The following is a 24,754-nucleotide window of genomic DNA, read 5'->3' on the forward strand; positions in this document are numbered from 1 at the left end:
AGCTCGAAGGCGTAGCCTCACAGCTTCGTCGCAGACAGGATTCCGATAGATGGCTCCCCACGTCCTCATCTCCGGTGCCGGCATCGCCGGACCCGCGCTCGCCCATCAGCTCACTGCGCGCGGCTGGGAGACCACCGTCATCGAACGATTCCCGCAACGACGCGACGAGGGGCAGAACGTCGACATCCGTGGTGCCGCCCGCGAGGTGGTACGACGGATGGGCATCGAGCGCGACGTACGCGCGGCCAATACCGGTGAGGTAGGCACCCGGTTCCTGAAGACCGACGGCTCGCCGGCAGCGTCCTTTCCCGTCACAGCGTCAGGTGAAACCGACGGCCCGACAGCCGAATTGGAGATCCTGCGCGGCGAACTGTCCCGCATCCTCGTCGAGCACACCATCGAACACACCGATTACCGGTTCGACACAGAGATCGCGACCGTCGCCGATCATGGTGATCACGTCACCGCCACGCTGCAGGACGGCACCGATATCGACGCCGACGTGCTGGTCATCGCGGAGGGTCTGCGCTCGCGATCACGCCGGTTCGTCACGTCCGAAGAGGTCAACGATCTCGGCATGTACTTCGCCTATATCACCGTCCCCCGAAGTGACGCCGACGACCTGTGGTGGAACTGGCAGCATGAAACCAATTCTCGCGGAGTACATCTGCGGCCGGACAATCTGGGCACCACCCGCGCGATCCTGACATTCATCTCCGATGTGCGAGGCCTCGAAGACCTCGAGCAATCCGACCAGAAAGCCATTCTGCAGCGCACCTTCGAAGGAGTGGGCGGCGCTGCTCCGCGGATCCTCGCCGAACTCGATGGCGGCGCCCCGATGTACTTCTCCGCCGTCGGCCAATTGAGTACCGTTCCTGGATCAACGGGCGCATCGTCTTGCTGGGTGACGCCGCGTCCTGCAACGCCACCTTCGGCGGTGCGGGTACCAGCCTTGCTCTGATCGGCGGCTACGTCCTCGCCGGCGAGCTGGCAGGCACCACCGACATCCACTCCGCCTTGGCCCGGTACCAGCGCGTCATGCAGCCTTTCGTCGACGCCGCGCCTCAGGTGCGTGCCGACGTGTTGCGACTGGCCAATCCGCGCACGCGCACCGGCATACGGATACTCCATGCCGGGGCCCGTCTCGCCGCGAGCCGGGTCGTTCGTACCGTCACCGCGGTGACGGGCAAGGGCTTGGTGAACATCGCCAGCGGTTCACCGCTTCCCGACTACCCCGACGCGACTGACGTCAGAATTCCGTAAGCACTCTCACGCTGCCCCCGTGCAGGGAGTGTGATTCGCTCGATATGCAACGGTTGTGCATCGATTGGTCGGCGGATCCGTGCAGCACCCGCGAGGGAAGGGAAGGGAAGGAACGGCATGGACGTGCGAGCGCAGGTGTCGCACATGAATCAGGACGCGCGGGAGGCTCTCGCACGACGCATCAGGTCTCGTCTCTCACACGGCGACGGGCAGGCAGCTGATCACGACGTGAGCATCGTCGGCGGAGGTGTGGCCGCTCTCACGCTGGCACTGGAGCTCCACTTGTCGCGTCCGACCACCCGAATCATGATCATCGAACCGAACGTCCACCCGGTACCCGAGATCACCCACACGGTCGGCGAGTCGACGGTCGAGGTCTCGGCGCACTACTTGCGCGACCGACTTGCGTTGGGGGACCACCTGAGCTCCGCGCAGCTCCGCAAGATGGGGCTGCGCATGTTCTTCTCGCACGACGGAAACACCGACATCGCGCAGCGGATGGAACTCGGCGGTTCGTCGTTCGTACCGCAGGTTACGTACCAGATCGACCGCGGCAGATTGGAAAACGAGCTCACCCGGCGTTGCATCGCGGCCGGAGTCGAGATCGTTCGTGGTCGAGTCCGGTCCGTCGAGCTGGCCACTGGGGACGGTCCGCACGTCATCGTTAGCCAAGCCGGGGACACCGTCACGCGGACGACGGCGCGGTGGGTGGTCGACGCATCGGGCCGAAACCGAATGCTGCCCCGGCAATTGGACCTCAAGCAGGCCAACGAACACGATTGCAGCGCAGCATGGTTCCGCGTCGCCACCGAGATCGACATCGGCCGATGGACCGACGACCCGACGTGGCAGGGCCGTCTCACCGAGGGCGACCGGGCGATGTCCACCAATCACCTCATGGGCGAGGGCTACTGGGTGTGGCTCATTCGACTGGCCTCCGGCGCCACCAGCGTCGGTATCGTCGCTGACCCCGCGTTCCACGCGTTCGATGAATTCAACACCCTGGCCAGGGCTCAGGCGTGGCTTCGTGAACACGAGCCGCAGTGCGCGGCGGTCCTGGCCGAGCACGCTGATCTGATCGTGGACTTCCGCGTCATGAAGAAGTACAGCCACGGCGCGACAAAGGCTTTCGACGGCCGCGACCGATGGTGCCTCACAGGCGATGCGGGCGTCTTTCTGGATCCGTTGTACTCGTCAGGACTGGACCTGGTCGCGATCGGCAACGGCTTGATCACCGACATGGTCACCCGACAGCTCGACGGTGAGGACATCGTCGCGCGGGCACAGATCAGCGACTCCCTATTCCGGTCGCTGAGCGATATGTGGCTCGCCGTGTATCAAGACCAGTACATCTTGATGGGTGCGCCGACCGTGATGTCGGCGAAGGTCGTCTGGGATGTCGCGTTCTACTGGGGATTCATCGGTCTTCTCTACATGAACGGCAGGTTCGTCAGCCTCGCCGACGATCCCGAGTTCGTTCCGCATCTGGAAGGGCTCATCGCGCTGAGTAATCGCGTCCAGCGATTCTTCCGAGAGTGGGCCGCAGTGGAGACAGGCACTCCCTCGGCATCCTTCGTCGACTTGTACGCGCCGCTGAACTTCATGGTGACGCTGCACGCGGCGATGACGGAGACGAACCAGGACTTCGCCGAGCAGTTCGACGCCAATTCCCGCCTGCTCCACCGGCTGGCCGGGCAGCTTGTCGAGACCGTCCTCGCGGAGAAGCACTCAATGTTCGGAGACGACGACGCTATGCGGCAACTGCAAGCCTGGCAACAGGATTCGCTGCTCCGGCAATTGCGCTCGGCCTACCGGCAGGATCAAGCGACCGACCCCATCAGCGGCGGCTGGATCGTCACCACCTCACCGACGCTTCAGCCGAGTTGACCCAGACAGCAATGCTCACCGAAGGCCCCAACCACGAGCCGTTGGCCATCGTCGGAATCGGATGCCGTCTCCCCGGCGGCGGCGACTCGGCGGAGACCCTCTGGCACCTGCTGTGCAACGAAACGGACGCCACGTCCGTCGTTCCTGAAACACGCTGGCACGCAGGACGATATCACGATCCGAACCCGTCGAAGGTCGGCAAGATCGTCACCCGCCGAGGCGGATTCCTCACTGAGATCGACCAATTCGATCCGCAGTTCTTCGGGATGTCGCCCCGGGAAGCGCACTCACTCGATCCGCAGCAGCGTCTGCTACTGCATGCCGCGTGGGAGGCGCTGGAGGATGGGGGGATACCCGCCGACGAATTGGCCGGTACCGACGTCGGCGTGTTCATCGGCGGCTTCACGCTCGATTACCAACTGCTGCAGAATCAGGGCCGCACGAGTCGCTACCGGTTCAAGCCGCATTCGGCCACCGGGATGATGATGACGATGCTGGCGAACCGGATTTCGCACGCGTTCGACTTTCGCGGACCCAGCATGACGATCGACACGGCGTGTTCCGGCTCGCTCGTCGCGGTGCACCTGGCGGCCAACAGCATCTGGAACGGCGAGTGTGAACTGGCCCTCGCCGGCGGTGTGAACATCATGATCGGTCCCAACACGGCCATCGCGGAATCGAAGAGCGGGTTCCTCAGTCCCGAAGGACGTTCCAAGGCGTTCGACGACTCCGCAGACGGCTATGCGCGCGGAGAAGGCGGTGCCATCGTCGTCATCAAGCCGCTCCAACGGGCAGTCGACGACGGCGACGAGATCTACGCGCAGATCCTCGGCACCGCGGTGTCGCAGGACGGGCACACCGACGGCATCACCGTGCCTCGCGAGGAGGCTCAAGAAGCTGCGATCACCACCGCGCTCAGACGCGCCGGTGTCGATCCGACCGAGGTCGGCTACGTCGAAGCGCACGGCACCGGGACTCCCGTCGGTGACCCCATCGAGATGCGGGCACTGGCGAGCGCCCTGACGCTGGATCGTCCGGCGAACTCGCCACTCCTCATCGGATCGATCAAGACCAACATCGGCCACTTGGAGGCCGGCGCAGGCGTTGCCGGCCTCATCAAAGCGGCGTTGATCGCCAAGCACGGGTTCATCCCGGCCAATCTGCATCTTCAGACTCCGACGCGCCACGTTTCGCTCGCGGATCTGAAGATCGACATTCCCGGGACGGGCCGCCCATTCCCCGCCTGCGAACGACGCGTGATCGGGGTGAACTCGTTTGGATTCGGGGGGACCAACGCGCATGTGGTGCTCGCCCAAGGGCCGGCTGCGGTCCGCTCCGCTGAACCGGAGCATCAACCGCAACCGTCGCCCACCGTGCTGCCGATCTCGGCGCGTAGCGAGGAGGCGCTGGTCGCGACGGCCGACCGGCTGGCCCGGCACCTCGCCGCACACCCCGACATCACGCTGTCGGACCTGGGATACACGCTCGGCCAACGACGCACGCACCTGAACCACCGTCATACCGTGATCGCCGACAGCATTGTCGATGCGCGAGAACAACTTCAAGTCCTCGCCTCGGGCGGGGTTAGCTCGACGGGTCGCGCTGCATCCACCGCGCCGAAGCTCGCCTTCGTGTGCTCCGGCATGGGTCCGCAGTGGTGGCAGATGTGCCGCGGGCTACTCGATTCCTCTCCCGCTTTCCCCGCGTTCGCCGAAAGCATCGAGCGCAGTGACCGGGAGCTGTCCCGGCACACGGACTGGTCTCTCATCGACGAACTACGGCGCGACGAGACGCGCTCCCGCATGGCGGAGACGGAGATCGCACAGCCTGCCAACTTCGCCATCCAGGTCGCGCTGGCCGAGCAGCTGGCGCAGTTCGGGATCAGACCTGATGCCGTGATCGGGCACAGCGCCGGTGAAGTGGCCGCTCACCATCTGGCGGGACTGCTCACCTTCGAGCAGGCCGTCGAGGTGATCTACCACCGCAGCCGACTCCAGCAGCGCACCAGCGGGCAAGGCCGGATGCTCGCCGTCGGCCTCGACGCCGACGCCCTTACGCAGACGATCGACGGCAAGGCGCTCGATGAGTTCGGACGCCTGGTGTCGGTGGCCGCGATCAACAGCCCGTCGGCGGTGACCATCGCAGGCGACAGCGACCTGCTCGACGACATCGCCCGGCAGTTGGATGAGGCCGGGATCTTCAACCGGTGGCTGTCCGTGAAGGTGCCCTACCACACGCACTACATGGACGCGGTGAAGGATGACCTCTTCACCGCATTTGAGAGCCTGTCGTCGAAAGCGGCTGCGCTCCCGCTGTATTCGACGGTTACCGGCGAACAGCTGGAGGGCTACCAGGCGGGTGCCGCCTACTGGTGGCAGAACACGCGCGCCACCGTCCTGTTCGAACCGGCGATACGCCGGATGATCGACGACGGATACACCCACTTCGTCGAGTTGGGGCCCCATCCCGTGCTCGCGGCGTCGATCTTGGAAACCGCTGGCAAGCAGCGGGTCTCCGTAATGGCGACCCAGCGCCGCGGTCACGATGACCGCCGCACACTGCTGAGTAGTGTCTGCGCACTGCACTGCCAGGGCTATGACGTTGCTTGGGGCGCGCTCAGTCCGCGAGATGGCGCCCGGCCCGTCAGACTCCCGTCCTACCCGTGGCAGACGAGGCGCTTCTGGAACGAGACCACCGAAGCGGTGGAGTCGCTGTTCTACAACCCGGTGCATCCGCTACTCGGGCAACCGGTCAGCGCCGTTCATCCCACCTGGGAAGCCGAACTGAGCACAGTTCTCAACACATTCCTCGCGGATCACCAGATCCAGGGAAGCGTGGTCGTGCCTGGGGCGGTGTACATCGAAATGGCGCTCGCCGCAGGCAAAGAGACCTACGGATCGAATCACAGCGTGGACAATCTCGTGCTCCACCGCGCCGTCATACTCGACGACATCTGCGACCCGATCCTCAGGACCACCCTCAACGAGGACACCGGCGCGCTGGAGTTCGCCGCCTTCACGGCAACCGCCGAAGGGGAATCCAAATGGATGGTCACGGCGACCGCGGAACTCAACACGCTTCCCACGGCCCCACGGCGTCACGACCGGCCGGACGACATCGAGACGACCACCTCCATCGGAGGCGAGGACTTCTACGCCCGCACCCAGGCCATCGGTTTCGACTACGGCGACGCGTTCCGATCCGTCCAGGGCGTGACCGCCGGAGAGGACTGGGCGGTCGCAGACATCACGATCCCAGATGCGATCGCCGATGAGCTAGCCCAGTATCGATTCCATCCGGCGCTCGTCGACGGTGCTTTTCAAACACTCTTCGCCGCACCGTTTCTCGGGCAGGAGGAAAGCGAGGATCCCTTCCTGCCGTCGAGGATTCGGCACTGCGCGATCTACGGGTCACCCGAAGACCGCATGCGAGCTCACGTGCACGTCGTGTCGGCGACCAGACAGGAGGTCGAGTGCGATATCACGGTCACCGACCCTGCCGGAAGGCTGCTCGCCGTATTCGACGGCTTCTCCGTGCAGTCGCTGAGCACCTCGGCAGGTATGTCGACCGACCGTATCGACAAGGGGCTGTACGAGATTCAATGGTGTGCAACCTCCGATGAGATGAATTCCCTTGCGCACGAATCGCGCGAGGTGAGGGCGGCGGGTTCCTGGCTGGTATTCGTCGATGCGACCGGTGTGGGCGCCGCCGTCGCGGAAGACCTCCGGGCCCGCGGCCACCGTGTCCGCACCGTCGAACACCAATCGGTCGATGAGCTCACCGAGGTCGACGGGGATTACGTGTTGAATACGCGGCGCCCCGGCCAGATGACAGACCTGATCAAACACGTCAGCGCCGACGGCGGCCTCACGGGGATCGTCGACTGCTGGCCCATCGACATGACTTCCAGCGACGCCGAGAACTATCGGCTGGGCGCGTTCACCATCCTGCGTCTCGTCAAGGCCCTTGCCGAGCACGACGCAGGCAGACCGCGGCTCTACCTCGTCACCGCCAATGCACAACAGACACCAGGAACTCAACCGCCGGCGGTCGACCAGGCCGCCATCTGGGGGCTGGGCAGAGTCATCGGTCACCAGGAGTTCTCCGAATTCTGGGGCGGCCTCATCGACATCGACGGCGAGGACGACCGAGCCCACACGGGCGAGCGCATCTGCGGGCACGTTCTCGGCGGCGGCATCGAAGATCAGATCGCGATCCGCGGCCGAACGACGTTCGTCGCGCGCCTGCGGCCATGCGCCGGCCTGACGAAGCCGTTCCCCACCAAGCTCACACCGGACGCGACCTATGTCGTCACAGGCGGAGCCGGAGCGCTCGGCCGCATCGTGGCCACCTATCTGGCCGAACGTGGAGCGCGGCACATCACGCTGTTGGGTCGAAGCGCGCTTCCCCCAAGAACGCGCTGGCCGGAGTTGACCGAGGAAGATCCCCACTTCGCGACCGTCGCCACGATTCGGGCGATCGAGCGTCTTGGTGTCCGAATCACCACCGCCAGTGTCGATGTCGCCGATGCCGATCAGGTGACGACGTGGATGAGCGAGCACATCCGAGACGGCGGTAGGCCGGTCCGCGGAATCATTCATGCGGCTGGGTCGGTCAACGACCAACTACTCGTCAACACGAGCGAATTCGACTTCGCTGCGGTGATGGCGCCCAAGGTCACCGGCACTCGCGTACTGCACGATGCCTTCGGCGACCATGACCTGGAGTTCTTCGTCATGTTCGGCTCGGCGGGGTCGACCATCGCCTCGCCGGGACAGGGGAACTATGCCGCTGCCAACGCGTTCCTCGATGCTTTCGCCCACTACCGCCGGGCGCAGGGCCTCCCGGCACTCACGATCGGATGGGGTCCGTGGTCGGTGGGAATGGTCGAGGATCTCAAGCTGGAGAGGGTCTATGCGCAGCGGGGCATCGAGCTGATCACCCCCGCGGTGGGTGCGCGGATCCTTGATCGGCTCATCAACCAGACGGTGCCCAACGTCGTGGCCATCAGTGCCGACTGGCACCGAGCGCGTCACGCCGGGCTCGGCGGACGGCTGCCGCCGGTGTTCGCAGATCTCGGTGCGGCCGACACGGCCTCTGCTGTTACCGATGCGCCCGGATCGGTGCTCGATATCCTCGCGGTCACTGCAGAAGCAGACAGACCTGCCGTGGTCGCCGAACATATCCAGGAGATCGTTGCCGCCGTCTTCGATTGCGCCGTAACAGACTTCGATCCCGATGACATGCTGGACGACATTGGGCTGGACTCCATGATGGCGATGGAGTTCCGGTTGAGGATCAACACGATGTTCTCGATCGATGTCCCGGTGCTCGAGATTCTCCGAGGCGTCAGTGTGAACTCCTTGACCCGTCGAGTGCTCGCCGACCTCCGCTCGATTCACGGTGATGTGCAGATCACGGAACTTGCACCACCCACCGTCGTCAACGACGACATGGACCAGCTGATGGACGAACTATCGGAGGCCGACCTGCGAGAGCTGTTGGCTGAACTGGAGATACCGTCCCAACCGAAAGCGGGAGGGACACACTCGTGACTTCCGCCGTGAGCGTGCGCGGTTTGGCGAAGACCTACGGACGGCTGCACGCGGTGCAGGATCTGGATCTCGACGTCGGCTACGGCGAGATCTTCGCGATCCTCGGTCCCAATGGCGCGGGCAAGTCGACGACGATAGAAATTCTGGAGGGCCATCGCAAGCGCGACGCCGGTGAGGTGCGCGTCCTGGGCGAAGACCCTGGCACTGCGGGACGGGGCTGGCGCGCCAGGATCGGCATCGTGCTGCAGGAGTCCAACGATTTCGGGATGCTGACCGTCCTGGAGACCGCCCGGATGTTCGCGAAGTGCTACGGCGCGGCCAGGGGCCCAGAGGAGCTACTCGAACTCGTGGGGCTCACTTCGACATCTGGTTCGAGGGTCAGGACGCTCTCCGGCGGACAGCGGCGCCGGCTCGACGTCGCCCTCGGCATCATCGCGAAACCCGAGCTGCTGTTCCTGGACGAACCGACCACCGGGTTCGATCCTGAAGCGAGACGGCAGTTCTGGGATCTCATCAGGCTCCTGGCCGACGACGGCACCGCCATTCTGCTGACGACTCACTACCTGGAGGAGGCCGCCGCTCTTGCGGACCGCGTCGCCGTCATCGCCAAAGGTCGAGTGGCCGCACTGGATTCGCCTGCACGGTTGACCGCACACGTGGATTCAGCGGCCACCGTGCGGTGGGTGGAAGGCCACGAGGTCCATGTCGCGGTCACCGATCGCCCCACCGAGCTGATCAGGCAGCGATCGTCGAGGGGCGCGGAACTGACGCAGCTCACCGTCACACGGCCCACCCTCGAAGACGCGTATCTGGCGCTGATCGGCGTGACGTGATGGCGATCGAATCGGCGGAGACCCGGCCCCGACACCGCGCGGATGAGGCGGAGTCAAACCTTCCGTCGACGATACGGATCGGATTGTCACGGATCATCCCCGAGCTGAAGATGTTCTACCGCCGCCCTGAGCAGCTGGCTCTCACTTTCACGATGCCTGCGGTGATCTGCCTGCTGTTGGGGGCCATCTTCTCGGCGAAGGTGCCCGGCACCGAGATCAGTACCGGCTCGGTGATCGCAGCGAGCATGCTCGCCTATGGAATTCTTTCGACCTCGTTCATCAACCTCGGCATCGGCATCGCTGCCGACCGAGAGACCGGTGCGTTGAGGCGCCTGCGCGGAACTCCTGCGACCGCGTCGTCGTATTTCATCGGGAAGATCGCGCTGGTGGCTATCGCGAGTCTTGCCGAGGCCGTCATCATCCTGCTGTTGGGCGTACTGGTTTTCCGGCTCCACCTACCCGCGGACCTGTTCGGATGGTTCACGTTCGGATGGGTGTTCATCCTGGGCATCATCAGCTGCTCACTACTGGGCATCTTCGTCAGCAACCTTGCGAGCAATGCCGTTTCGGCAGCGGTCATCACCAACGGCCCGGCTGTCGGTTTGCAGTTCATATCAGGCACTTACGTGCCGCTCATGTTGTTGCCGACGTGGATGTTGATCGTCGGATCGTTCTTTCCGGTCAAATGGATGGCCCAGGGGTTCCGGTCGGTGCTGTTGCCGCCGCAGATGGCTGCCTTCGAACCGGCTGGCAGCTGGGAACATTGGCGGATCTTCCTGGTCCTGACCGCGTGGAGCATCGTCGGTCTGCTGGCGTGCCTGCGCGTGTTCCGCTGGTCCGATAGGAACTGACAGGAACCCTCCATGCCACCCCTGCTCACGATCACCTCACACTTCTTCCTGCAGATTGCCGTCATCCTCCTGACCTACCGCCTGCTCTGGCCGTTGTTCCGCCGACTCGCCCAGGTGCAAGTGGTCGCCATCATGGTGGCCGGATTCCTTCTCGGCCCTTCGGTATTGGGGGCGATCTGGCCCGCTGCGCAGCAATGGTTGTTCCCCACGACGCTGAGCATCGGCGCCGAAACGTTCACCCATCCGAACCTCACGGTCATCTACGTCGTCGGCCAACTCGGGCTCGTGCTCTACATGTTCCTGGTGGGAGCGTCGTTCAAGCTGGACATCCTCGGTGCGCACGTCCGGCAGGCGGGTATCACCTCGGCCGCAGGCATCGGCGTCCCGCTGGTCTTCGGCGGTGTCATCGGATGGTGGATGGTGAGTATCGGCGGATACTTCACGGACGAGGTCGTGCCCTGGCAGGGCGGTCTGTTCGTCGCAGCCGCCGTGGCCATTACGGCGTTTCCGATGCTGGCGTGGATCATCTGCGACTCAGGTCTGCTCAATACGCGGTTGGGGACGATGGCGTTGTCTTGCGCCGCCGTCGACGACGCATGCGCCTGGGTCCTCCTTGCGACGGTGGTGGCGACGGCCAAGGGGAGTCTGTTCGGCGCGCTGCTGGCCGTCGGAGGCGGGCTGGCCTATCTGCTGTTCATGGTCTACGTCGGCCGCCCGCTGCTCGCGAGACTGGAGACATGGACGCCGCCCCGTGCCGACGTTGAACGCACCGGCGGGTTACCGATCTCCCATCTCACCGTTGTTCTCCTCGTCCTGCTGACCGCGAGTTGGTTCACCGATGTGGTCGGAATCTATTCCGTCTTCGGTGCTTTCGTGGCCGGCGCCGTCATGCCGCGCGGCGCGCTGCTGGATGCGATTCGCGATCGGTTCGAACCGCTGGTCGCGTACCTGCTGTTGCCCGCGTTCTTCATCTACTCAGGGCTGAACACTCAGCTCACACTGATCCTGGACCCATCCACTCTGCTGATGGCGGGTGTCGTGCTCGTCGCGTCCTTCGCCGCGAAGTTCGGTGCGATCGGACTGGCTGCGCGCTGGCAGGGTATGAGTTGGTACGAGGCCGGTTCGATGGGGGCACTCGCCAACGCGCGCGGACTGATGGAACTCATCCTGCTCAACATCGGATTCGAAGCGGGACTCATCTCGGGGAAGCTCTACACGATCCTGGCGCTCATGACGATCATCACGACGTTCGTGGCCACACCGCTCCAGCGGCTGATCGAACGTCGCCTGGCGAGATCGGGCGCGAAGTTCGGCCCCGCAGGGGAAGAACCTCACGACGAGGCGATCCGCTATTCTGCTCCTCAAATTCCGCGGTAGATAACGATTCGAAACCTGTTGTGTTGCAGCATGAGCAGCCGGTGCCGTCAATTAGCGCCCCACCATTTATGGTCACAGAGTGCGCCGGCGAACCGCTCTCAAGCTGCCGTTGTACCTGGCAGCAGCCGCGGCACTGACCAAGATCCCGCTCGCCTCCGGCGCGGCGACTCGATGGTCGGCCGACCGCGCCAATGCCTGGTACGCGAAGCAGGGCTGGCTGCTGGGCGCGAACTACGTCACGTCGAACGCCGTGAACCAGATCGAGATGTTCCAGGCGGGCACCTATGATGCGCACCGCATCGCCGGTGAGCTCAGCGTGGCCAAGCGAATCGGAATGAACACCATGCGGGTGTTCCTGCACGATCAGTTGTGGGCGGCCGACCGGGCGGGATTCAGCAGCCGGCTTTCTCAGTTCGTCACCATCGCAGCGAGCCACGGCATCAAGCCGCTCTTCGTCCTATTCGACTCGTGCTGGGATCCGTTGCCGAAGGCGGGTCGCCAACGCCCGCCGATCAAAGGAGTGCACAACTCGGGCTGGGTACAGAGCCCGGGCGCGCACCGCCTGCAGGACCCGGCCTACACCCGCGTCCTGCAGAGCTATGTCACCGGAGTGGTGGGTATGTTCGCCAACGATCCTCGCGTGCTCGGGTGGGACGTGTGGAACGAGCCGGACAACCCGGCGAAGGACTACCGCAAGGTCGAACTCGAGGGCAAGGAGGAGCTCGTCGCGGCCTTCCTTCCCCACGTCTTTCAGTGGGTGCGCGCCGTCAATCCGGTTCAACCATTGACCAGTGGTGTGTGGCAGGGTCACTGGAAGGACCCTGGAAGCCGCAGCACGATCGCCAGTCTGCAGCTCGAGCACTCCGACATCATCAGCTTCCACAGCTACGCCGAACCCGCCGAGTTCGACGCCCGCATCGACGAACTCACACCTTTGGGGCGACCGATCATCTGCACCGAGTATCTGGCCCGAAACCTCGGCAGCACCGTGGAAGGCATCCTTCCGATCGCCAAGAGACGCAACGTCGGCGCGTACAACTGGGGGTTCGTCGCCGGCCGGACGCAGACCTATCTGCCGTGGGACTCCTGGAACCAGCCCTACACCGAACTCCCGGAGACGTGGTTCAGCGACCTCATCCACCCCGATGGACGGGCCCACGACGACAACGAGATACGGGTCATCCAGAAGCTCGCTGGAGTGAGTCGACCCGCCTAGCCCTATATTGACGCAAGCGACGAAAACTCGTGCGCCCGAATATATCTCGTGACATTAAGTGCCGTTTCGCCATCCGATCGCCTCAAAAGCGCCACAATCACGTTGGGTCCCGCGTGGAGGAGCGACAGATGACATGGATGATCAGGACAATGGCGGTCGCGGCAACTGTCGCGGCGGCCGCGTTGGGCGCGATCGCGGCACCAGCCCCTAGGGCCCAGGCCGATCCGGGATGCGACGCCTTCGGCTGGCGCCATCCACTATGCGCCGGAGGCGCATGGGATCAGTCGGCGAGCAGCGAATGGGGTCCATCGGCGAGTACCGAGGCGGGCCTGGAAGCAGCCCAGGAGCCGTCGATGGTGCCGAACATCGACGGCTCGATTAGTCCGCCCGGCACACCCGGCGCGATCTAGCGCCTACTCAAGTGGCGAACTCGGAATCGGCTCAATCCGTGCGGTCTGCGCCGAGGTGATGAGGTCGCCGTCGAAGTCTGCGTGGTCCTCGGCGAAATCACAACTGCTGCGATAGATCTCGACGATCCGTGCCGGGTCACTACCCGGTGGATAACTTACGAGGGCGATCACCCGGCGGGTATCCGCACCGCCGTCGATCCAGACGCCGTGGACGGTGATCCCGTGCTTGCGCAGGCTCTGAATATGGCGTGGCCAGAAGTGCGTCGTGTATCGGCGAAGTGCGTCGTCGCTGGCCAATGTATAGGTGTGCAGCTCCATGACCGCGGTTTTCCTCATCTTGTGCTGTGGTGCCGCGTTCAACTGATTGTGCGGGCATGTACCGGGGCATACCGCTCGCCGGTGATGCGGTCTGGAGAGAACACCTCAGAAAGGTAGGCGACTTCGTCGGCACTGATCGCGACGCCGGTGGCGGCGATGTTCTCCCGAACGAACTCAGCGCGCTTGGTGCCGGGAATCGGCGCAATGTCCAGCGGCTGGGCGAGAAGCCACGCCAACGCGAGTTGTCCTGGGCGGCAGCCCTTCGCCTCCGCCATCGCTGCGAGCTCGCCGACCGGGCGGAGGTTCGCGGCAAGGTTGGCCGAAGAGAACCTGGGGTTGGTGGCGCGAAAATCACCCCGGCCGAACTCTTCGTCGGCTTTGAGGCGACCCGTCAGCGCGGACCTTCCCAGCGGACTGTAGGGAACCAAGGTGATCCCGAGTTCGCGACAGGTCGCTGCGACACCATCCTCGACTCCCCGTTCCCACAGTGAGTATTCGGATTGCAGCGCCGTGATCGGGTGCACGGCGTGCGCGCGGCGAATCTGGTCCGGGCCCACTTCGCTGAGTCCGACAGCGCGGACCTTACCCTCGTTGACCAGTTGGCTCATCGCGCCGACGGTATCTTCGATGGGCACGGTCGGGTCGAGGCGATGGTAGTAGTACACATCGATGACGTCCGTTCGCAGGCGCCTCAGACTTGCCTCGCACGCCGCGCGGACGTATTCGGGATGTCCGTCGATCGCGATCCCGGTGCGCTCACTGTTGATTTTCGCCGCGAACTTCGTGGCCAGTACGACGTCGTCGCGCCGTCCCGCAATCGCGCGGCCGATCAGTTCCTCGTTGTGGCCGAACCCGCGAATCGGCACACCCCAGGTGATGTCGGAAGCGCCGTAGACATCAGAGGTATCAAGGAAATCGACGCCGAGGTCCAGCGCGGTGCGAATAGTCGCCGTCGACGCGTCGTCGTCGGCGACGCCATAGAACTGCGACATCCCCATGCAGCCCAACCCGATTGGGTGGACCGACAGATCGGAGTGGCCCAGGGTGACTCTCGTTAGCATTGGTCTTCTCCCTCTAGCGGTTGACGGATCCGAGTGGATCCAGTTGCGCGTTGGTGGCGTCATCGGCGGCGGTGGAAACGCTGAGCGCTTCCCACTTCTCGTCTTCGGCGAGCAGATCTCGCCCTGCGGCAGTGGCGTAGCGATAGGCGTCCGGACCGACCAGTAGTCGAGCGGGCGGCTCAGCCATGTCGACGATCCTGAGCAGCAGCGCGGCAACCTTCGCAGGGTCACTGGCGCCCAGCTGCTCCGAATTGCTCATCGCGGCGGCAGCTCCCACGGTGGGCGTGTACTCGTCGCGGACGGAATCTATTCGCATGGAAGAACCCGCCCAGTCGGTGCGCATGCCGCCAGGTTCCAACACGGTGGTCTTGATGCCCAGCGGTGCGACTTCTTGAGCGAGCACGCCGGAGAATCCGGTGACGGCCCACTTGGCCGACTGGTAGGCGGCCAGGCCGGGCCGAGTCAGCCGTCCACCGACTGAGGACACTTGAACGATGTGGCCGGATCGCTGGGTGCGCATGATGGGCAGTGCCGCCCGGGTCAGGCGCACCACTCCGAGGAAATTGGTGTCGATCTGGGTTTGGAAGTCTGCGAAGTCGACGTCCTCGATCGGCGCCATGTTGGCGTAGCCGGCGTTGTTGACGAGCACGTCGAGGCGGCCGAATCGGTCGATGGCGGTCGCGATCGCGGCCTGGACGTGATTGTCATCGGTGACGTCGAGTTCAACGACGGCGAGGCGGCCGGGATGCTCCGCCGCGAGGTCGTCGAGCGCTGAGGTCGATCGAGCGCCGGCCACCACTCGGTGACCGGCGTCCAGGGCCGCCACGGCGACGGCGCGTCCGAGGCCCCGGGAGGCGCCGGAGATGAGAAATACAAGCGATTGAACGGTCATGGCAGCTCCTAACTCATTATCTACACCCGTAGACTCCATAGATATACAGACGTAGACTTGCTGAGAACTATTCCCTAATGTGAAGGCATGCCCGCAAATCCGCCGCGGCCGCGCAACGCCGCCGTCACCCGGGAGGCAATTCTGAATTCAGCCATCCGGAACTTCGCGCGCGCCGGATACGACGGCGTCGGCGTACGTGAGATCGCCGGCGACGCGGGTGTCACCGCCATGCTGGTGAACCGGTACTTCGGCTCCAAGGAGCGGTTGTTCGCCGAGGCCGTGGAGACCGCATTCGCACCGCCGGTATTCATCGCCGAAAACCCGCAGGCCGTCGCACGTGACGCTGCCGCCGCACTGGTCGCACGCTCTGCTCCCGACGCCGACGACCTGGCACCGTTTCTGATCATGTTGCGGTCAGCGGCCAATCCGCGCGCGGTTGAGATCGTCCGCGAGGCGATCGAGCGTCATGTGGGGAGGCGGCTGGCCAAACAGCTCCCCGAGCCGGGTAGACGGCTCCGCAGCGACGTCGTGCTGTCGGTGATCAGCGGAGTCCTCGTCATGCGACGGGTGGTGGGCGCTCGCGCACTCAACGGGCGCAACACCGACCAGCTCGCCGAGCTGTTGGAGGCGGTGTTCGACGCCATAATCGACACCCCGTTGAGCTGACGGCACCGCAGGAGTCGTCACAACGACCCGGTGGCGCGCGCGACGTGGCCGGCGATCCGCGAGTACACACGCTCGGTGACCGCGACGTCCCCGCTCATGATGTTGTATCCGTGATCCACGTCGGCCACCTCGTAGTATTCGACCAATGATCCTGCGCGATGGAGCTTTTGGGCATAGCTGTGGGCTTCGTCGCGCAATCGGTCATGCTCTGCGGTCACCACCACGGCAGGCGCGATGCCAACGATGCCGTCGGCGTTCGCGCCCCAGGCCGGTGACGCGAGCCGATGCTGGCGTTGCGTCCGGTCGGGGATGTAGGCGGCGTCGAACACTTCGCCCATCCACGGTTTCATCACCGCTTGCGCGCCGATGATCGACGTCTTGTCGCGTGTCGCGGTGACCAGGTCGAGCGGCGCGTAGTGCAACACCTGCAATGCGATGACGGGTGCACGGCCCTCCAGGGCCAGTCGCGCGGCCGCGGCGCTCAGGTTGCCGCCCGCGCTCTGACCGCCAACGCAAAGGCGCGAGCCGTCCCAGTCCCGCTCCTCTTCGGCGGCCCAGCAGAGTATGTCGTAGATCTGTTGGGGGGCAGCGGGAAAGCGATGACGCGGTGCCAGCACGTAGTCGGGGTTCACTACCACGACGCCTGCGTTGGCGGCCAGATAACGGCACCACGGGTCGTCTTGTTCGGGGTGGCCCACGACAAACCCGCCACCATGAACGTTGACGTACACCGGCGGGGAATCCACATGCGACGGTGGGTAGTAAACGGTCGCCGGGGCGGCGCCGTGTCGGGTGGGGATGGTGACCGCGGCGGTGTGGCCGGGAACGTCGGCGAAGCGCACAGCGTCCTTCGGGGCGGGGTTCACCGTCGCGGCGAACACTCGGGCGATGCTGTCGGCGACAACGGGAAGGGACAGGATCGACATGGTCGGTTCTCCTTCGTGAAGTTTGGTTGCTTTACATCCGCCCGACGTCGACGACGGCGGCAGCGAACCGTTCCGGAGCCTCCTGCGGCACGTTGTGCCCGATTCCGTCGAGCACGCGATGTTGGTATGGCCCGGTGTACAGCGCGCGAAACGCGTTCCCGTCCTTGGCTTTGCCGTCGAAGTCGCTGCCGATCGTGATCGTGGGGACCGTGATCGGTGGCTTGTCCGCGAGACGTCGTTCGTCGGCGTCGTAGCGTGGTTCGCCGGGTGCGAGGCTGAGCCGCCACCGATAGTTGTGAATGACGATGTCGGTGTGGTCGGGGTTGTCGAAGGACGCTGCGCTCAGGTCGTAGGTCGCGTCATCGAAGCTCCAGAGCGGGGAGGCGTTGGTCCAGATGAGCCGATTGAAGTCCTTGGCGTTGCGCCGGTATCCGAGCTCGCCCCGTGGGGTGGCGAAATAGTATTGGTACCACCAGCCGTGTTCGGCCTGCGGCGGGAGCGGTTCGAGGTTGGCGTCGAGGCTGACGAGGATGTAGCCGCTGACTGCGACGAGTCCCGTGCAGCGTTGCGGCCACAGCGCTGCAACAGCGTTGGCGGTGCGTCCGCCCCAGTCGTAGCCGCCGAGAATGGCAGCGGGGATTCCCAGCGCGTCCATGAATGTGATCGCGTCCCGGGCCAGCGCGGCCTGCTGACCGTTTCGGACTGTGTCTTTTGACCGGAACCGGGTCGTCCCGAACCCACGCAGGTAGGGCACGACCACTCGGAAGCCCTGCTCGGCGAGGATCGCGGTGACGTCGGCATAGCTGTGGATGTCGTACGGCCAGCCGTGCAGCAACACGACGGGCTGACCGTCGGGCGGCCCCGCCTCGGCGTATCCGACATTGAGGTCACCGGCGTCGATCTGTTTGACGGGTCCCAGCGTGTGCTTCGGTGTGGCAGGGGGCGCGGGATCGTCACCAGGGGACGAACAGGCCGCGAGGGTGAGCCCGCCGGCAGTGACCGCGGTCAGCCGAGCGAAATCCCGTCTACTGAAACCGTTCACAGCTCGTGCTCCGTCCCGATGATGTCGGCGGCTCGTTCGCCGATGACGACGCATGGTGCCATGGTGTTGCCGGTGGTGACCCTGGGCATGATGGACCCGTCGGCAACCCGCAGGCCCTTGACGCCGTAGACGGCGAGTTGGGCGTCGACGACTGACATGGCGTCGCGGCCCATCTTTGCGGTGCACGTCTGGTGCCAGTAACTCGAGGCGGCGTCGCGCACGAATCTCTCCAGTTCTGCGCCGCACAGGTTGCCCGGCATGACCTCGCGTTTGGTGAAGGGGCGCAGGGGAGCGGAGTTGCCGATCTCCCGGCAAAGTTGCACTGCCGCGACGGCGGCTCTGACATCGTCGGGATGGGCGAGCATGTTGGCGTGGATGTCGATGGGGTCGAGTGGATTAGCCGACCGCAACGCGAGGTGGCCGCGACTCTTGGGACGGACCACGCCGGCGAACAGGGTCCATCCGAATTCGGGCAGTCCGTAGCGCGCGATGTTCTCTGCACTCGATTTGGGCACTTCGGCCTGGCACGTCTGCAGGTCGGGAGCCTCCATGCCGGCTGCGCTGGGCGCGAAGTAGGTGGCCTCGGACGCGTTGTTGCGTGGGGTCTGAGGGTCGCGGTACTCCCATACGCAGTCGAAGCCGGGATGGTCTTGAAGATTACGTCCTACCCCTGGCAGGTGCACGCGAAGCGGGATGCCGACGCGGCGCAGTTCAGCCGAATCGCCAATTCCGGAGTGCAGCAAAACCTTCGGCGTGTGAATCGCCCCCAGCGACAGGATCACTTCAGCGCTCGCGTTGATGTGGTGTCGCCGCCCGTCGTACAACATTTCCACGCCGGTTGCCCGGGCACCGTCGATGCTTACCCGGGTGACGAGCGCCGAGGTGATGACGCTGAGGTTGGGCTGCTCCAAGACCGGCGCCACATACGAGCCGAATATGGACTGCCGGCGGCCGGCACGCGCCCGGATATCGGTGATCGCTGCACCCGCGGCGTGTTCCATCATCCGCCCATTCTGGTTCTCGAACGTAGGGATCCCGACGGTCCGAGCGGCCTCGACGGTCGCGGGTGCCAGCGGATTTGGATCTGGGGCGGGGGTGACGTAGACCGGACCGCCAGTGCCGCGGTAGCCGGGGTCCGGGTCGCCGTGGAAGTCTTCGATCCGACGGTAGATGTCGAGGACGGATTCGTAACCCCAACCCGTATCGCCGGATTCGAAGGCGAAGTAGTCCCAATCGGCTTTGTGACCGCGCGCCCACACCATCAGGTTGATGCCCGACCCGCCGCCAAGGACTTTGCCCATCGACATCGGCACGGCGCGACCGTTCACGTGGGCATCCGGGACGGCCGCGAAGCCCCAGTCCCGCTCGCTTCCGAGGTTCAATGGCCATTGGTCGGCGGCGGTGACGCTTGGCACCTGATCGGTGCCGCCGGCTTCGATAAGCAGTACCGACACGGCGGGGTTCTCGGCCAGTCGGCGGGCGACGACCGACCCGGATGTGCCCGCGCCGCACACGATGAAGTCGTAGGTCTGACGGGGCGAAGTGATGAATGGCATGGCACCCATCTGACTCCGTCCGGGTCCATCGAGTCCAACGATTAGTTTTGATCAAAGTCATCTACAAAGCAGATACAATGGCCGAGTGGAGTTCCGCCAGCTCGAGCACTTCGTCGCTGTTGCCGGCGAAATGAGTTTCACTCGCGCCGCCGAGCGCGCCCACGTAGTGCAATCGGCGTTGTCGACGTCCGTCGCCAAGTTGGAGCGCGAACTGGGCGTCTCACTGTTCGACCGATCCCGTCAGCAGATCCGACTCACGGCGGCGGGTGAGCGGTTCCGCACCCACGCTTATGAGGTACTGCGCGTCGGCCGCGCGGCCGCTGAGTCTGTCGGGGAATTTCGCGGATCACTGTCCGGCACAGTCGAATTCGGATCGCTGATCTCGTTCGGACCCTTGGATGTCCCACGCGCCCTCGGTGAGTTTCACCGCGAGCATCCCTTCGTCCGGCTCCGATTGCGTCTGAGCCAGGCAGGCGCGTCGGCATACCTTCCCGCCCTCGTGGAGGGTTCGCTGGATCTCGCGCTGGTCTCGGTGCCCGACCGGTTTCCGGCTCAACTGGATATGCGGCTGTTGTTCGAGGAGCCCATGGTCTTCGTGTGTCGTGACGACCATCCACTGGCTGTCCGGGGCGCACTCCATCCCGGCGATGTTGCCGGTGAGGACCTGGTCGGATTTCCGCCGGAGTTCGGACTGCGCCGACTGATGGAAGGCGCCTTTCATGCCGCCGGTGTCGCACCTCGAACCCAGTACGAGGTGCCCGCCGGGTTCCCAGCCATTGCCGACTTCGTAGCCAACGGTCTGGGTACTGCATTCATGCCGGCGTCGGAGGCGAGTCGCTTCAGCGGTCTACGGTCCGTCGAACTCGTAGACCGGGTGCTGTGGCAGGTGTATTTGGCCTCCCCTCCGGTCGATCGGTTGACGCCGGCTTCGGCACGCCTGGCAGACGCTCTGCTCGACGCAGCAACTGACGCCCGCGGGCGGTGAATGGACACCGATCGCCGCCGGATGCCGAACGAAGTGAGCGCTGGGCCATCCGTCGGCCTGGCGGGGCAACGGTGGTCGCAGCACCCCGGTCGGCGAAGCCTCAGCGACGAAGTCAGAGCCTGCTTGAGCTTCCTTTGGGTCGAGTAGTCAGCGGAAGCGGACGTTCATGGTCGCCATGCCGAAGATCTTCTGGCCACCGGACTTCGCGGCGACGATCACGACACCGCTGCGGGTCTGCGGATCCAGCGATTTGATCCGGCCGCTGAACTCGATATCTGCGCCCTCGGCGACCGACACGATCGCGGGGGCGGACAGCCGCACCGTGTAGCGGGTGACCGCACCGGGATCGCCCGACCATTCGGAGTGGAACCCGGCGCCCAATCCCATGGTGAGCATTCCGTGGGCGATCACATCGGGGAGCCCGGCCAGCTTGGCGAGGGTCTCGTCCCAGTGAATCGGGTTTGCGTCACCGGCCACGCCGGCATAGTTCACCAGGTCGCCGCGCGACAGCCGGGTGTGGTGCACCGGCAGCTGGTCGCCGACGTTCACGTCGTCGAAAGAGGGCGTCCCCGGTGTGCGGGTCATGCCGCCCTCGGCGATCCGTACCTCGCCCTCGGGCCGCAACGCCTTCTCGTAGGCGGATTGACCGACGTCGAGGATGTTGACGTCGTGCATCATCGCCTTCTGAACCGCGACCTTGACCCCTTCATCGATGTCCTCAGAGGTCAGTCCGACAACAGTGGTGTGCAGGGTGTGCACCCGCTCCCCGGCCGTGTCGGTGAAGGTGTTGGTGACGGTGATGAAATCTCTGCCGCCGGTCCTGCGCACCGATGCCAGTTCGACGTCGACGAGCAGTTCGTCGCCGGCGACGATCGGGCGGTGCTGCTCGAAGACTTCCTCGGTCTGCAGGTAGGTGTCGTAACCGACGACGATCTGCTCGAACATGCGGCGATTGCAGGCCATGCCAGGGGTCGACGTGAACGTCACGGGCGCGATGACGTCCGAATAACCCAATTCAGCGGCGGCGTCGACGTCCCAGTGAGCGGGGTGATAGTCCTGCACCGCGCGGGCGTATTCGCGTACCTTCTCGCGGCCGACCAGATAGGTGCCGTCCATCTGGTAGTAGTGGCCGACCCGCGCTTCGACCGTTGCCGTTTCTGCTGTTGCAGTCATCGATTGCCCAACTCTTCCGTCGGCTTGTCCTGTGCCGACCAAAGGACATTAACGTGTGGACGCCGGCATCCAGCAATCCCGGGATTGCTCCGAGCGACCGGCCTACGCTGATTGCACGCATGACTGTCGATAGACGAATCAGGGTCGACGGCGAGCTCGCAGCTACTGAGCCCGCCGAATTCTTCGAGGTCACGCTGCCGAACCTGTTCGCACAAGCGCATGATCGGCTGCGGCCGTCGCTGCGGGAGCTTGCGCCACGACCTCTGACCATCACTGTCGGCAACCGTTCCTGGTCGCTGCGCGTCGACGACGTTCGGGTCGCCGTCTCGGCGGTTTCGACCGCCGGCACAGTTCTACGGGTCGACGCCGAGCAGCTCGCGTCGCTCATCGCCGACAAAGTCACGCCGATGGGATGGTTGACCACCGGGACTCTGGATATGGGCGGTCACCTGTCTGACATCCTGAACTGGTGGCTCATCCTGCGAGCCGCACTCGACGGCACGACACCCCATCGGACCGGCGCCGTCGAATTCAAGGATCGCAACGGCGGGCAGCTCGACCTCAGCCGCTCGTTCGCTCCCGACGATCCGGCCGATGAAATGGCCTGGTTCCTTGAGCAAGCCGGCTTCCTACACATCAAAGGCCTGTACCGCGAAGACGAAATGGCCGCCATTTCGACTGAAATGGACGTCGCCGCACCGCTACTCCGATGGCGACGGACGCTCGTGGTGGGCCAGCCTCAAGGACGGATCGCGCGCGTTGGTGCGGATGCAGCGATTCGATAAGGAATCGCAGGTCGCCGCGGAGCTCGTCGCCGACGAACGTCTCACCCGGATCGCCGCGGTGACGGGGGACGGACACATCGCGAGCGGATGGGACGGGAATCGACTCGAGGCCCTCTTCAAGCCGATCGGCGTCGTTCAAGGCATCTCGGACATCCCCTGGCACAAGGACTGCTCTCTTGGACGGCACAGCTACGACTGCTGCGGGCTCACGGTGGGGATCTCGGTGACCGGCGCCGACGCCATGTCGGGTCAGCTCCGCGTTGTCGCCGGTTCGCACCGGGCCCTCGTGTGGCCGGCACCCAGCCTCCAGCCGAGCCTCGACCTGCCCGTCATCGACCTCGCGACCGAGACGGGCGATGTCACCGTGCACTGCTCGTGCACTCTGCACATGGCTGCGCCGCCCGTGACACGGGAACGGCGAGTGATGTACACCAGCTTCAGCCTGCCCACACTCGGCGGCGAGGACGCCGCCCGCAAGGAGCTGCGAAGGATGGCTGACGCGGCGCCGCTGAACACCAGCCAGTGATGGCGCCTGGTTTCGGCGGTTCCTGTCGAGCTACTCCGGAACCTTGATGTTTTTGGGCACCATGCACGCCACCGTCTTGTCGCCGTCGATCCACCTGTCGATCCGGCAGTCGAGAACCATGGAGGCGAGGTGGTAGGCGTCGTTACGGGTCATGTCGAGGTTGGTGGCCATCTCGTCAAGCGCTGCCCAGGCAGCGGTCTTCATGGCGTCGAGCACATGCGGCGCCGTCCCGGTGGACACCCACTCGGTGGCGGTGTCGCCGGTTGGGAGATTGGGTGCGGGCGGGAGGTCGGGATTCTTGGGGACCACGCAGTGGGTGCCGAGGACCTCGTTCACCACCTCGGAGATACGACAACTCCAGGTCCGGTACATGGCGCTCGTCGCGTCGGCCTCTGAGAGGCCGTGCTTGTCCATGATGAGCTTCACCGTCTCGGACTTGTTGATATCGAGCGCCCTGTCGAGGTTCTCGTCGTAGCCCACCGCAACCCAGCTCGTCGGCGTCTCGACGGTCGGCCAGTCCTGCGGCCGGTCCTTGATGAGGTCCACGGTGATGTTCAGCTCCGGATACCACGTCTCGAGTGCGTCGAGGTCGATCTCGCCGTTTCCCTGCTTGGCGTGCGAGTCGCCGGTCCAGATCAGCCCGCCCTCCACCTGCACGGGCAGGTATGTGGTGGTGCCCGCCTGCATTTCGCGTAGGTCCATGTTGCCGCCGTACGTACCCGGCTGCTCGGTACTGCACTTGCCGTCGGTGCAATAGGCGCTGGTGGTGTCGGAACGTCCGACGCCGAGGGTGCCGGGGAACGGTTCGAGCGGCAACAGGACGTTGGGGGAGAAGCGCATCTGCATCTTGTCCGTGTCCAGGTAGTAGCTCGTCGCCTGTTCGGGGAACGCTCCGGGGAAGAGGCCCTTGTCCTCGGCGGTGTTGTTCGTCGCGTAGTTGGCGATCCGGATCCGGTTTATGTGGATCGCCAGGACGTCGCCGGGTTCGGCCCCGTTGACATAGATCGGTCCGGTGACCGTGTGCGGTCCGCGGTTCTGAACCGCGCCGTTGATCTTCTCGATCTGGCCCTCGGTGATTCCGGGAGCGACCTGCCCGCCACCCGCGGGCGCTGTCTGGATCGCGACGGTGTCGCCGGGGTCGATCCGGAGCACAGGCGGGATGTTGTTGTCGAAGACACCCCACTGTGTCGTCTGCGGAGTCGCCGGGAGCATCCAGAACCGGTGCCCGTCCTTCGACAGCGGCGCGGCCTCCATATTGGCTTGATCCGGCGGACCTTGAAGGTAGGTGGCGGTGTAGTCGGGGTAGGGGCTGTCAGGATTCGTTGCGGCGCCGTCGGGGCTGGCCGCGCATGCGGAAAGCAGCGCGCACATCGTCACCGTCGCCGCGATCCTGCGGGTCTTACTCATCTCTCGCCCGTGCTCCTTGAGCCTG

General features: G+C 64.8%; 21 protein-coding genes. 13 read left to right on the forward strand and 8 right to left on the reverse strand.

What is annotated here, in order from left to right:
* The first annotated feature begins 49 nt into the window (after window positions 1–49).
* The 9 genes from CSQ99_RS17915 (at window position 50) to CSQ99_RS17950 (ending at window position 13,392) form a co-directional block, all read left to right on the forward strand.
* The gene (locus CSQ99_RS17915; RefSeq protein WP_245908974.1) at window positions 50–961 is read left to right on the forward strand and encodes an FAD-dependent monooxygenase; all 912 of its coding nucleotides are present in this window, start codon (window positions 50–52) and stop codon (window positions 959–961) included.
* Window positions 898–1,263: a hypothetical protein gene (locus CSQ99_RS31435; RefSeq protein WP_245908975.1), complete on the forward strand. Its 366-nt coding sequence runs from the start codon at window positions 898–900 to the stop codon at window positions 1,261–1,263. Before CSQ99_RS17915 ends, CSQ99_RS31435 begins: the two co-directional genes overlap by 64 nt.
* 117 nt (window positions 1,264–1,380) lie before the next feature.
* On the forward strand, window positions 1,381–3,150 hold the full coding sequence (locus CSQ99_RS17920; protein ID WP_099040353.1) for an NAD(P)/FAD-dependent oxidoreductase: 1,770 nt from the start codon (window positions 1,381–1,383) through the stop codon (window positions 3,148–3,150).
* Entirely contained in the window at window positions 3,147–8,705 is a 5,559-nt protein-coding gene (locus CSQ99_RS17925) for a type I polyketide synthase (protein WP_342746710.1), read from the forward strand. Before CSQ99_RS17920 ends, CSQ99_RS17925 begins: the two co-directional genes overlap by 4 nt.
* Window positions 8,702–9,538 (forward strand): ABC transporter ATP-binding protein, encoded by an 837-nt coding sequence (locus CSQ99_RS17930; RefSeq protein ID WP_099040355.1) that lies wholly within the window; start codon window positions 8,702–8,704, stop codon window positions 9,536–9,538. Before CSQ99_RS17925 ends, CSQ99_RS17930 begins: the two co-directional genes overlap by 4 nt.
* Complete coding sequence (locus tag CSQ99_RS17935) at window positions 9,538–10,389, forward strand: ABC transporter permease (RefSeq protein WP_099040356.1); 852 nt, start codon at window positions 9,538–9,540, stop codon at window positions 10,387–10,389. Before CSQ99_RS17930 ends, CSQ99_RS17935 begins: the two co-directional genes overlap by 1 nt.
* A 12-nt stretch (window positions 10,390–10,401) precedes the next feature.
* On the forward strand, window positions 10,402–11,766 hold the full coding sequence (locus CSQ99_RS17940) for a cation:proton antiporter (protein WP_099040357.1): 1,365 nt from the start codon (window positions 10,402–10,404) through the stop codon (window positions 11,764–11,766).
* Between the two features lie 79 nt (window positions 11,767–11,845).
* Window positions 11,846–12,982, forward strand: a complete 1,137-nt coding sequence (locus CSQ99_RS17945; protein ID WP_176561078.1) for a cellulase family glycosylhydrolase — start codon at window positions 11,846–11,848, stop codon at window positions 12,980–12,982.
* A gap of 128 nt (window positions 12,983–13,110) precedes the next feature.
* Window positions 13,111–13,392: a hypothetical protein gene (locus CSQ99_RS17950; RefSeq protein ID WP_141562693.1), complete on the forward strand. Its 282-nt coding sequence runs from the start codon at window positions 13,111–13,113 to the stop codon at window positions 13,390–13,392.
* Window positions 13,393–13,395: 3 nt separating this feature from the next.
* On the opposite strand, the gene CSQ99_RS17955 is transcribed toward CSQ99_RS17950, so the two are convergent.
* Genes CSQ99_RS17955 through CSQ99_RS17965 form a run of 3 tightly spaced genes read right to left on the reverse strand, consistent with a single transcriptional unit; the run spans window position 13,396 to window position 15,663 of the window.
* Window positions 13,396–13,728, reverse strand: a complete 333-nt coding sequence (locus tag CSQ99_RS17955; RefSeq protein ID WP_099040360.1) for an NIPSNAP domain-containing protein — start codon at window positions 13,726–13,728, stop codon at window positions 13,396–13,398.
* Window positions 13,729–13,748: 20 nt separating this feature from the next.
* Window positions 13,749–14,771: an aldo/keto reductase gene (locus tag CSQ99_RS17960; protein ID WP_099040361.1), complete on the reverse strand. Its 1,023-nt coding sequence runs from the start codon at window positions 14,769–14,771 to the stop codon at window positions 13,749–13,751.
* 13 nt (window positions 14,772–14,784) lie between these two features.
* Window positions 14,785–15,663, reverse strand: a complete 879-nt coding sequence (locus CSQ99_RS17965) for an SDR family NAD(P)-dependent oxidoreductase (RefSeq protein ID WP_099040362.1) — start codon at window positions 15,661–15,663, stop codon at window positions 14,785–14,787.
* 87 nt (window positions 15,664–15,750) lie between these two features.
* Here CSQ99_RS17965 and CSQ99_RS17970 point away from each other — a divergent pair, with 87 nt between their 5' ends.
* Entirely contained in the window at window positions 15,751–16,329 is a 579-nt protein-coding gene (locus CSQ99_RS17970; RefSeq protein ID WP_099040363.1) for a TetR/AcrR family transcriptional regulator, read from the forward strand.
* Between the two features lie 17 nt (window positions 16,330–16,346).
* Here CSQ99_RS17970 and CSQ99_RS17975 read toward each other — a convergent pair whose 3' ends face one another.
* From CSQ99_RS17975 to CSQ99_RS17985, 3 genes are all read right to left on the reverse strand, one after another.
* Entirely contained in the window at window positions 16,347–17,171 is an 825-nt protein-coding gene (locus tag CSQ99_RS17975) for an alpha/beta hydrolase (RefSeq protein ID WP_245908979.1), read from the reverse strand.
* A 115-nt stretch (window positions 17,172–17,286) separates the two neighbouring features.
* Entirely contained in the window at window positions 17,287–18,297 is a 1,011-nt protein-coding gene (locus tag CSQ99_RS17980) for an alpha/beta fold hydrolase (protein WP_245908976.1), read from the reverse strand.
* Complete coding sequence (locus tag CSQ99_RS17985) at window positions 18,294–19,862, reverse strand: GMC family oxidoreductase (RefSeq protein ID WP_099040366.1); 1,569 nt, start codon at window positions 19,860–19,862, stop codon at window positions 18,294–18,296. The genes CSQ99_RS17980 and CSQ99_RS17985 overlap by 4 nt, the downstream gene beginning before the upstream one ends.
* A 76-nt stretch (window positions 19,863–19,938) precedes the next feature.
* On the opposite strand from CSQ99_RS17985, the gene CSQ99_RS17990 reads away from it, so the two are divergent.
* The gene (locus CSQ99_RS17990; protein WP_099040367.1) at window positions 19,939–20,838 is read left to right on the forward strand and encodes a LysR substrate-binding domain-containing protein; all 900 of its coding nucleotides are present in this window, start codon (window positions 19,939–19,941) and stop codon (window positions 20,836–20,838) included.
* A gap of 147 nt (window positions 20,839–20,985) precedes the next feature.
* Here the strand turns inward: CSQ99_RS17990 and CSQ99_RS17995 are convergent, their stop codons facing one another.
* Window positions 20,986–22,011: a fused (3R)-hydroxyacyl-ACP dehydratase subunits HadA/HadB gene (locus tag CSQ99_RS17995; protein ID WP_099040368.1), complete on the reverse strand. Its 1,026-nt coding sequence runs from the start codon at window positions 22,009–22,011 to the stop codon at window positions 20,986–20,988.
* A 119-nt stretch (window positions 22,012–22,130) separates the two neighbouring features.
* On the opposite strand from CSQ99_RS17995, the gene CSQ99_RS18000 reads away from it, so the two are divergent.
* Together CSQ99_RS18000 and CSQ99_RS18005 are read left to right on the forward strand one after the other, a co-directional pair.
* Window positions 22,131–22,796 carry a hypothetical protein gene (locus CSQ99_RS18000; protein WP_099040369.1) on the forward strand — a complete coding sequence of 222 codons (666 nt, stop codon included), beginning with the start codon at window positions 22,131–22,133 and terminating at the stop codon, window positions 22,794–22,796.
* The gene (locus CSQ99_RS18005; protein WP_099040370.1) at window positions 22,780–23,322 is read left to right on the forward strand and encodes a phytanoyl-CoA dioxygenase family protein; all 543 of its coding nucleotides are present in this window, start codon (window positions 22,780–22,782) and stop codon (window positions 23,320–23,322) included. The genes CSQ99_RS18000 and CSQ99_RS18005 overlap by 17 nt, the downstream gene beginning before the upstream one ends.
* Before the next feature lie 30 nt (window positions 23,323–23,352).
* On the opposite strand, the gene CSQ99_RS18010 is transcribed toward CSQ99_RS18005, so the two are convergent.
* A complete protein-coding gene (locus tag CSQ99_RS18010) occupies window positions 23,353–24,729 on the reverse strand; it encodes an acetamidase/formamidase family protein (RefSeq protein WP_099040371.1) in 1,377 nt (458 codons plus the stop codon).
* Between the last annotated feature and the right edge of the window lie 25 nt (window positions 24,730–24,754).

This window comes from Mycobacterium neglectum (genome assembly GCF_002591975.1).
GTDB classification, from domain to species: Bacteria; Actinomycetota; Actinomycetes; order Mycobacteriales; family Mycobacteriaceae; genus Mycobacterium; species Mycobacterium neglectum.

Excerpts from the sequence above, each read along its gene's own strand:
- CSQ99_RS17960 (WP_099040361.1), bottom strand. The coding sequence starts at position 14,771 with ATGCTAACGAGAGTCACCCTGGGCCACTCCGATCTGTCGGTCCACCCA.
- CSQ99_RS17970 (WP_099040363.1), top strand. The coding sequence starts at position 15,751 with ATGCCCGCAAATCCGCCGCGGCCGCGCAACGCCGCCGTCACCCGGGAG.
- CSQ99_RS17955 (WP_099040360.1), bottom strand. The coding sequence starts at position 13,728 with ATGAGGAAAACCGCGGTCATGGAGCTGCACACCTATACATTGGCCAGC.
- CSQ99_RS17965 (WP_099040362.1), bottom strand. The coding sequence starts at position 15,663 with ATGACCGTTCAATCGCTTGTATTTCTCATCTCCGGCGCCTCCCGGGGC.
- CSQ99_RS18010 (WP_099040371.1), bottom strand. The coding sequence starts at position 24,729 with ATGAGTAAGACCCGCAGGATCGCGGCGACGGTGACGATGTGCGCGCTG.
- CSQ99_RS17935 (WP_099040356.1), top strand. The coding sequence starts at position 9,538 with ATGGCGATCGAATCGGCGGAGACCCGGCCCCGACACCGCGCGGATGAG.
- CSQ99_RS18000 (WP_099040369.1), top strand. The coding sequence starts at position 22,131 with ATGACTGTCGATAGACGAATCAGGGTCGACGGCGAGCTCGCAGCTACT.
- CSQ99_RS17915 (WP_245908974.1), top strand. The coding sequence starts at position 50 with ATGGCTCCCCACGTCCTCATCTCCGGTGCCGGCATCGCCGGACCCGCG.
- CSQ99_RS17920 (WP_099040353.1), top strand. The coding sequence starts at position 1,381 with ATGGACGTGCGAGCGCAGGTGTCGCACATGAATCAGGACGCGCGGGAG.
- CSQ99_RS17950 (WP_141562693.1), top strand. The coding sequence starts at position 13,111 with ATGACATGGATGATCAGGACAATGGCGGTCGCGGCAACTGTCGCGGCG.
- CSQ99_RS17985 (WP_099040366.1), bottom strand. The coding sequence starts at position 19,862 with ATGGGTGCCATGCCATTCATCACTTCGCCCCGTCAGACCTACGACTTC.
- CSQ99_RS18005 (WP_099040370.1), top strand. The coding sequence starts at position 22,780 with ATGCAGCGATTCGATAAGGAATCGCAGGTCGCCGCGGAGCTCGTCGCC.
- CSQ99_RS17940 (WP_099040357.1), top strand. The coding sequence starts at position 10,402 with ATGCCACCCCTGCTCACGATCACCTCACACTTCTTCCTGCAGATTGCC.
- CSQ99_RS17995 (WP_099040368.1), bottom strand. The coding sequence starts at position 22,011 with ATGACTGCAACAGCAGAAACGGCAACGGTCGAAGCGCGGGTCGGCCAC.